The organism is Ureibacillus galli (assembly GCF_014836845.1).
In the GTDB taxonomy this organism is placed as follows: domain Bacteria; phylum Bacillota; class Bacilli; order Bacillales_A; family Planococcaceae; genus Ureibacillus; species Ureibacillus galli.
The window spans coordinates 22,089-30,598 of the sequence record NZ_JACSQA010000038.1 but is presented as its reverse complement, the minus strand read 5'-3'; the positions used below and the strand labels follow the sequence as shown (position 1 = coordinate 30,598).

Sequence of the window (8,510 nt, the reverse complement as noted above, 5' to 3'; positions counted from 1 at the left end):
TCTGGAATCGCATCTTCAAAGACTGCATTCGCTGCAACGTCGCCGCCGCCATTTTTCGTTGTTACTTCATACGTTAACTCTTGACCAGCTTTCACATCCCCTTCAGGGAGGACGGTTTTTTCTGCGACTACACATGGTTTAGTGCCTAGGAAGATGTCGTCTAGGAAGTTACCAGCTCCAATATTGCCACTAGCTGTGCTTAATGCCTCAAAGCCAAATCGTGTTGCTGTTTGACCTGCCGGAACAGTATAAGTACCTGTGTAAGTTTTCCATGCAGTATTTCCAGTAGACATTTGAGTTTGTGGCACTGTACTATATGGATTACTTGTCGCTGCCCCAATACGAACCTGCATCATGTCAACGCCTTGACGTCCCATGTGGGATAAACGCCAATAAAGTGTTTGACCCGGAGTCGTCTCGACATCTTGATAAAGCATTCCGTTTTCATAGGCATTTAGTTCTGCCCATCTATCACCGTCAACTGGTGCTGCAAAGTTTTTCGCAGCTGCAGGAAGGCCTACGTTATGGTTCCATATCTCGATAAGTTTTACGCCTTGCGCATCGTCCGTTGTCTTCCATCCAGGAACCTCAGATTCATAGAAATAGATTCCCGCAGCAGTATATGAACCTCTTGCTGCTCCTTCTTCAAAACTACCATTAATTAATGCTACTGGTGCAAGACATGCATCGATTCCTTCTAATGGCATTACGGTAGTAGTTGTTTCATTGATTCTGTTGTTTCTTGTTCATTAGTTAAAAGATTGTCATAGTTGATTAGTGCCTTATTGGTAACTAATTTATTCGTTTCAGTTGTTAATGTTTTCACTTTAAACTGAACCGTAATTCCCTCAGGTAAATTCGTCGTGTTCGCTAAATCACCTAATTCAATGACAACTTTGTTATTGTCTGCATCGAAGTAACCTGCATCGTCTCCAGTTGCATCCGTCAAATCACCTGCACCAGGACCATTTGTAATTTTTAATGAACCTGGAACGTACTCTGTACCTTCCGGAATCGCATCTTCAAAGACTGCATTCGCTGCAACGTCGCCGCCGCCATTTTTCGTCGTTACTTCATACGTTAACTCTTGACCTTCAAAAACATCCCCTTGTGGTGAAACAGTTTTTTCTGCAACAACACATGGTTCAGTACCAAGGAAGATATCGTCTATGAAATTACCAGCTCTTATGTCTCCAGTAGCTGAAGAAACTGCCTCAAAACCAAAACGTGTGACTGTTTGTCCAGCAGGAACTGTATAAGTACCCGTATAATATTTCCAAGCCTCTTTACCTGTTGACATTGTTTGAACTTTCGGAAGACTATTTGGCGCAGTTGTACTAGAACCAATCTTCACCGCCATTGTATCTACACCATATCTACCTTTATGAGCTAAACGCCAATAAATAGTTTGTCCAGGAGTAGTTTCGACATCTTGATATAACGTTGCGTTTTCAAAACTATTCATTTCAGCAAATTGCTCACCATGAATAACTTCGTGTTTATCACGATCACCATCTGGAAGTTTAGCCATTAAACTTTTTACAAAAATGTCAAATCGACCGGTTGAATCGGTTGTAGTCCATCCTGGTATATATTCATCCTGTATACCCGTCCACCCTGGTCCAGCAGGAGTTCTTGGATCATCCGGCGAATAGGATAATTCTTCAAAACTACCATTAATCAATGCTACTGGTGCTGGACATGCATTTGTAGAACCTTCTGGATTGATTGTAACTTCAGTATTTGGTTCATCTGGAGTGGTAATATTATCACCTGTTACGACTGCTGTATTGGTAATCGTTTGACCACCTTGGTCTGCATTTACAGTAGCTTGGAAGGTAATTGTATGCCATTCCGTATCTGTTACATCGCCAAATTGGCCGACTACTTGTCCATCTGCAAAATGACCATTGTCGTCACTTTGTGCATCGCTCACCGATGTACCATCTACAGTCAACGTTCCAGGTACATATTCTAAACCTTCTGGAATATTATCCGAGATTGTTAGATTTGTGACCGAACTGTTTTCCACTGTATTTCGAGTTTCAATCGTATACAGTAATGTATCTCCAACTTCCGAGTTACTCGCATCTGTATTTCCATCAGCTTTCTTTTGGATGCTTGAAGATTTTTTAGATTCTAATTTTGGGGTAGCGACAGGTGTAACGTGAATCGTAATTGTCGCTTCTGCTGTCCCACCATATCCATCATCTACAATGACTGTAAATGTATCATCACCAACATAGTCTGTATTCGGTATGTACGTCCAAGTACCATCTTCGTTTACAGTTACTTTCCCACTACTCGGTTGTTGATTCCCAACACGATACGTTAAGCTGTCACCATCTGGATCTTGTCCTTCCACTTGACCCGAAACTGGCTCATTTACTGGCGTTGTTTTTTCATCATTCGGTGCAGTTGGTGGTTGGTTTGTGGAAGTAAATGATGTAGTGTCAGTAAAGCAATCATAAGTAGCTGAAAGTGAAACTTCCTCATTATGTCCTGCATTATTTACTACTGCTTGAATCTTTCCATCTGCATCTGATACTAAATCAGTTACAGCCTCTCCGTTAGGTCCCGTTAACTCCCCTATTGTGGAAGTAAAACTATCAAGAGATGCACCTTCAACTGGATTACCTAGTGGATCTAATAAAGTGACGGTCGCATTGTATCCTCTATCCGTCGCAGCTGATAAATCTATGCTGCTTGGCGCTTGTCTATAGTCATTTTGTGAACTAAGTGTACTAATAGGTGCGTATTGGTTTACAAAATACCAGTTATAAATATCGTGTGTTTCGTAATAAGGAGATCCTGTCGTTCCGGTAAAGCTCGCATAAGGTTTTGCTCCGTTAAATATCGAGTCAAGATTGATGCTGTTTACATCTAGCACTACTTGAGAACTCGCTCTTTCTGGAGAAGTACCTAATCGAACTTGAACGTTTTGACTTAATCCATCATAGTCAATCCATGTATAATATTGAGTACCGTTAGACAAGTCATAATTCGTACCGTTCGACGTATTATACTGATCTAAATCTGTATACCAACCAGACTGATTGACTGGTTCTCCATTTACAGTAAGAGCAATATTATTATCTGACGGGTCATTATAACCATCGTTTTTAAAAGTATCATACTTTATACTAAAACTCGGTGCGGTACCATAAATACCTAAACTCCCCCCATTATTTAATGGGTTGTTTTGGTTAGCCTGAAGAGTAAATGTAAATCCATCACTCGGGCCATCAGGACTTGTATTCCCGATTTTAAATGAAAAAGCTGTACTAAAAGAGTAATTGTCTTTAGGACAGAAATTATTTTTCGTAATAACCGCTCCACTTTGTAATGGGGATGCAGGTGTTAATCGAATAAAATTTTGTCCTTCTGGAACTTCAGCGGAACCTAATACATTAAACAATTGATTTACGCTATCACTGGAAAATCAATCCAGTTTATACGTTAGCCAGTTATCATCTGTCGTAGCCGCATCTGCCTTTATCTGCGCAAAGCTTAGAGGCTGAATTAAACTGTTCGAGATAATAACAAGAGTAATAATGAAAATTTTAAATAATTTACTTACTATCGACTTAGTATCCAATATTATTCCCTCCCTTTATTATGTAATTATTACTCTCTCAAAATAAAAGACTAATATAATACTCTTACAAAACTCTTAAACTTAGGAAATAAAACCTGTATTCCCCTCTAATCAATTCCCATTACATATTATCTACTTCAGTAGCTGCGGAATTAGTCTTTTGTTCAACTTTTTTCTCCTGAATATGTACAGAATCATTTTATCCTTTTGTTTGACTTGATTCTTCTGTATCATTGGATTTAAAAACGAGCAGAGAAAAGAGTAATAGAACGGTCAAAAACTTCTTGCGTAAAAATCATCACCCCCCTTCAATTAAAGAACATACCATACACAAAATTCTAAAAATTCTGACTAAAATACCCGATTTAATATACATAAAGTTAATTAAAAATTTAACACGCTTACTCCATCATTATTGGAAAAATTAGTCATTGACATATCCAATAATAGTTTTTTTGTATACAGAAAAACAAGATAATTTCGCCCTATTTTTACAAAAACATACATTTCTCAACTTTTATTCCTTTCGAAATTTGTAAATAAATCTGTCAAAAATAGAACAAAATTTTCCATCATAATAGTTCAATATACTTTATAACAAGTATCTAATTTACATCTTTAAAATAAATCATAGGTAAAATTAAATCACACTCTTTATGTTAATGGGTATTTTTATCCTTAAAATATATATATAAGATGCATCAATTTAAATCTCTTTAATTAAAATTACTTAGGACACTCATTAATTTCTTTAAAATACATTAATTAGAAAAGAAATTGCTTATAAAAAAGCTAGGATAACTTCCTAGCTTAAACCCTTCTGTATTATATTTCACCTTTTTTACGGGCTTCCATTTCTTCCTTCATTTCTTTATTCATTGCTTCAATTGATTGTTTACGCCGCTCATTTTTTTGTTTTAACATTTCCTGCTCTTCTGGACTTGCAAACTCCATACTTACTTCCGCTTCTTGAAGTTTTCTTTTTGTATTTTCAATCATGTCGTGTAGACGTTCCACATTATTAAACCGATTATCTCGGTTTGGTTGTTTTTCGTTTGTCATCGTTTTTCCTCCAAATACCGTTTATAAGTAGTTTGGATAACTTTCACCTATCTATTCAAATCGGCCAATGTGAATAAAAAACTCCCCAATATATATTAGGAAGTTTTTAAAATTCATCTATAGATTCGCGATTAGTTTTTTTAATTCATTTTCATCAATCGGTCCTTTAATCGTATACTTTAGGGTTCCGTCTGAATCGACTATAAAAGTTGTTGGATAAGTAAGTACCTTAAACGATTTCTCAAGGGATTTGTCTAGATCTAAAAATATTGGGAATTTTAAATCGTATAAATCTATAAATTTCTCGATATTTTTACGAATCTCAGATGAAGTGATATTGATTGCTAATAGCTCTACATTATCAGGCATATTGTCATAAAATGCTTTTAAATGAGGGGCCTCTTTTTGACACGGTCCACACCAAGATGCCCAAAAATTAATAATTAAAATCTTCCCTTTGTAATCTTCTAACGTTGTACCGGTTTCATCTAACCTCGTTAATGGAGTATTGAAGTCTAACTTTATTGTTTCATTTGATGTCGTAATCATTGGGTTAAAATCCGTATCTTTTGTAATGTGGTTTTTCACTAAAATGCCTATTAGTATAACAATGAATAAAGCTGATAATAATAAAATCATTCTTCTACGCTGCATTTTCATACTACGTTTCCCCTATTCATAATGGAGATCAATTCAAAGGTTTCTTCAGTTCAATTTCATCACGAATCGGAATGCCGTCATTTCCTATAAAGGGAATCTCCGGTTTTAGCTTTCTTGCTTTCTCTACGGCATTATTAAAAATTTGGGATAATAGAAACCCGCGCTTTTGATAAAACTTTAAAGCTAATAAATTATCATTCGTTGTAACGAGCTTAAGAACTTTACATTTTTCCTTCAAAGCCAGTCGTTCTACTTCTTGAACTAAAGCGGAACCTATTCCTTTTCCTTCTTCTACACTATCTAATGATATAATTTCACATTCTCCATTTTGTATAACATAAGTAATTAACCCTATTATTTTTTCTTCTTTCAAAACAGCAAAACCCTCTAATGTACTACAATCATAAATACCAGTTGAAATCACCATTTGAGGGCTTCCCCAATGTTCTTTAAAAAACGCGATTACTCGCTCTTTAGAGATTTCATTTATTGCAACGACATTCACACTTCATCACCTCAGTTATTTAATGTTTAAAAATTTTTATTGCATTTAAGTAAATTTTAGTAATTATGTATGAGAAATACAATAAAAGAAAGTGCATGCATTTGAACGAAATGTTCAATACATGCTCTTAGGAAAGGTTATTCTGCCACTAAAACATCTGTGGAGAATTTTTCAATATAAGTTGTTTTCGTATGTTTCGGCTTTTGAATATAATGTTCAATCGGATAAAGCTCGCTTAATTCCACTAGAACTTCAAAGCCCAGTTTGTCAGAAAGCTCCCTAGAAATACTCGTTACATCTACTATTTTCGTATATTGCAAGAAGAATGTCACGGTTTGATCAATTTGTTGGAGTTGCCATTGGAAAGGAATTTCTTCTAATGTATAAATGGCTTCCTGTATATCATAGAAGTTAAACGTTTTTCCGTTAACTGTAATACTTTCAATTTCTCTTCCATAATGAATCAGTACAGGAGCTTCATTACCACAACTACAAGTTTGTCCCTCTTGAATTTCGATAATATCTTCATTAAAGTAACGTAAAAGTGGCATTCCTTCACGCCCTGTAGATAATACGCAATATCCTTTTTCATTGTACGATAATACTTGTCCTTGTTGATCTACTACTTCAAACTTAACTTTTGGATGGGTTAAATGGAAATGACCTTCTTTACAAGAAAGGGACAAGGAACCCGTTTCCGTACTACCGAACAACATATGTACAGGTACTCCGAATAATTGTTCAATATATTTTCTTCTAGATGGTGAAACTAATTCTCCCGCTACGATTAATGCACGTAAATTTGCTAAAGGAAATTGAACACCCATTGCCTTCGCCACGTGATAAAGTCTAATCGCTTCGTTGGAACCAATTGCGAGAATCGAAGGTTTTGTTTTTTGTAAAATTTCGACTACGCGGGATATTGGAGCAGCTAAATTCCATTGATCAGCTGAAATAAACCCAACCTTCGCCTCTTTCGCTGTCCAATAAAGAATAAAGGCAGGTAATGCAATGGCAAAGGGGAAACGATTTAAAATGAGATCATGTTCCGATAATTGTAAATCTGAATCCATTAACAATTTTGCCTCTTGTAAAGTATCGTTATGTGAAAACCAGCTAGGAGATGGTTTACCAGATGTTCCACTTGTTTCATGATAAGTAGCAATTTGCGAACGATCTACACCTAATAAGTCATATTCATCTACTTCTCTTAATTCATTTTTCGTTGTAAACGGAATGGACTCCCATTGTTCCGTGTTAACATGTAAAAGTTTCTGTTGATAAAACTTACTTTGATTTGCGCAATTAATCAATTCCCTATTATTCACGAAAACATCCTCCTTCTCACTATTAATGCTTAACCATATCTTTTGTTGCAAGATTGAACTGCTCTACATCTTTCGTCATTTCTTTAATAAGGCGATTTAGTTTCTGGATGACAGCGACACCAGATTCTTGGAATTGTTTTGTTATCTCCACGTTATTTGTAATTTCCTCTGATCCCGCAGATAGTTGTTGTACTGCAGCTGAAACTTCATTAATTTGATCAGACACTGCTGTAATTTTTCCTTGAATTAAACTAAATTTCTCTTTTACATCTGAAACGACAGTAATTCCATTCATGACTGTATCTTGCCCTTCATTCATATAAGAAACGGATTGATCAATCGTATCTTGTATAGAAGAGACGATTTTTGAAATTTCATTGGATGAATCTTTCACTTCTTCTGATAATTTTCTTACTTCATCCGCTACGACTGCAAACCCTTTACCATGTTCCCCAGCTCTTGCTGCTTCAATCGCTGCATTTAATGCTAGTAAATTCGTTTGGTTCGAAATATCGGTAATCGTTCCAACAATATTGCCAATTTCTTTTGAGTATCGGGATAAATCACTGATTACTTGAGATAAGTTATTTACCGACTTATTGATGGCATTCATTTGAGCTGTTACAACTTCCAATGATTCATACCCTTGAGAGCTTGTCTCATTCGTTTCCTGGGATGTGCTCGCTACAATTTGGGCGCTTTTTGCAATCTGCTCAATACCGCTTGAAATTTCTAACATTGTTTTCGTATTGTTTTCAACATTTTCAGCCTGTTTTAACGCACCCATCTCTGACCTTTCAGCATAAACTGCGAGCTCTGCCAGTTTAGATTGAAAATTTTCGAGGCTAGGTAATAGCGCTTCCATTAATTCCATTGCTTCAGTTGAGCTAATGGATTCTATTTTAGACGAATCATTTTGTTCTTCTATTTGAGTTTCACTTTGTTTATCGATGCCTTTCATCTGCTTTCGGAGAATCAGTAAGAGAATATTAGAAGTTAAAATGGAAGCAATGACTAAAATATTGATTGGTTGAGTCAATAAACTACCCAATAATAGTGCATTGGGAATGAGTAAAAGTAAAATCCAAAGAATGTTTATTGTTTTTGACATATTGCATCTCCTTTTTATTAAAATTTAAGAAATTTTTGTTAACTGTTAGTATTTATTATAATTCGAGGATGTGTATATTTTCACGTGCCTTTTTACCCATTTGATTAGATTTCGTTTAATTCAAATAAAACAAAAGAACCATAATCTAAATAAAAAGAACTAATCTAATCACAAACTTACTTTGCACAACACAAAAAAGCGAATTCCTATAGAGGAACTCGCTTTTTTACTGATTTTCATACTAGA

6 protein-coding genes and 2 pseudogenes are annotated in these 8,510 nt (G+C 35.6%); all 8 read right to left on the bottom strand.

Annotated elements, in window-relative coordinates:
* A pseudogene (locus H9636_RS17270) lies at window positions 1-707 on the bottom strand (isopeptide-forming domain-containing fimbrial protein); the annotation flags it as partial.
* A gap of 266 nt (window positions 708-973) precedes the next feature.
* Window positions 974-3,418: pseudogene (locus tag H9636_RS19495) on the bottom strand (Ig-like domain-containing protein); the annotation flags it as partial.
* 24 nt (window positions 3,419-3,442) lie between these two features.
* Complete coding sequence (locus H9636_RS17250; RefSeq protein ID WP_191708810.1) at window positions 3,443-3,598, bottom strand: hypothetical protein; 156 nt, start codon at window positions 3,596-3,598, stop codon at window positions 3,443-3,445.
* A gap of 825 nt (window positions 3,599-4,423) precedes the next feature.
* Window positions 4,424-4,660 (bottom strand): small acid-soluble spore protein Tlp, encoded by a 237-nt coding sequence (locus tag H9636_RS17245; protein ID WP_191708809.1) that lies wholly within the window; start codon window positions 4,658-4,660, stop codon window positions 4,424-4,426.
* A gap of 117 nt (window positions 4,661-4,777) precedes the next feature.
* Window positions 4,778-5,320 carry a TlpA family protein disulfide reductase gene (locus tag H9636_RS17240; RefSeq protein WP_191708808.1) on the bottom strand — a complete coding sequence of 181 codons (543 nt, stop codon included), beginning with the start codon at window positions 5,318-5,320 and terminating at the stop codon, window positions 4,778-4,780.
* A 28-nt stretch (window positions 5,321-5,348) separates the two neighbouring features.
* On the bottom strand, window positions 5,349-5,825 hold the full coding sequence (locus tag H9636_RS17235) for a GNAT family N-acetyltransferase (RefSeq protein WP_191708807.1): 477 nt from the start codon (window positions 5,823-5,825) through the stop codon (window positions 5,349-5,351).
* A 137-nt stretch (window positions 5,826-5,962) separates the two neighbouring features.
* The gene (locus tag H9636_RS17230; protein WP_191708806.1) at window positions 5,963-7,153 is read right to left on the bottom strand and encodes a phenylacetate--CoA ligase family protein; all 1,191 of its coding nucleotides are present in this window, start codon (window positions 7,151-7,153) and stop codon (window positions 5,963-5,965) included.
* 22 nt (window positions 7,154-7,175) lie between these two features.
* Window positions 7,176-8,264, bottom strand: coding sequence for a methyl-accepting chemotaxis protein (locus tag H9636_RS17225; protein WP_191708805.1), 1,089 nt, complete (start codon window positions 8,262-8,264; stop codon window positions 7,176-7,178).
* Window positions 8,265-8,510 lie beyond the last annotated feature (246 nt).

Coding starts and splice junctions, on each gene's coding strand:
- H9636_RS17245 (WP_191708809.1), bottom strand. CDS start 4,660: ATGACAAACGAAAAACAACCAAACCGAGATAATCGGTTTAATAATGTG.
- H9636_RS17240 (WP_191708808.1), bottom strand. CDS start 5,320: ATGAAAATGCAGCGTAGAAGAATGATTTTATTATTATCAGCTTTATTC.
- H9636_RS17225 (WP_191708805.1), bottom strand. CDS start 8,264: ATGTCAAAAACAATAAACATTCTTTGGATTTTACTTTTACTCATTCCC.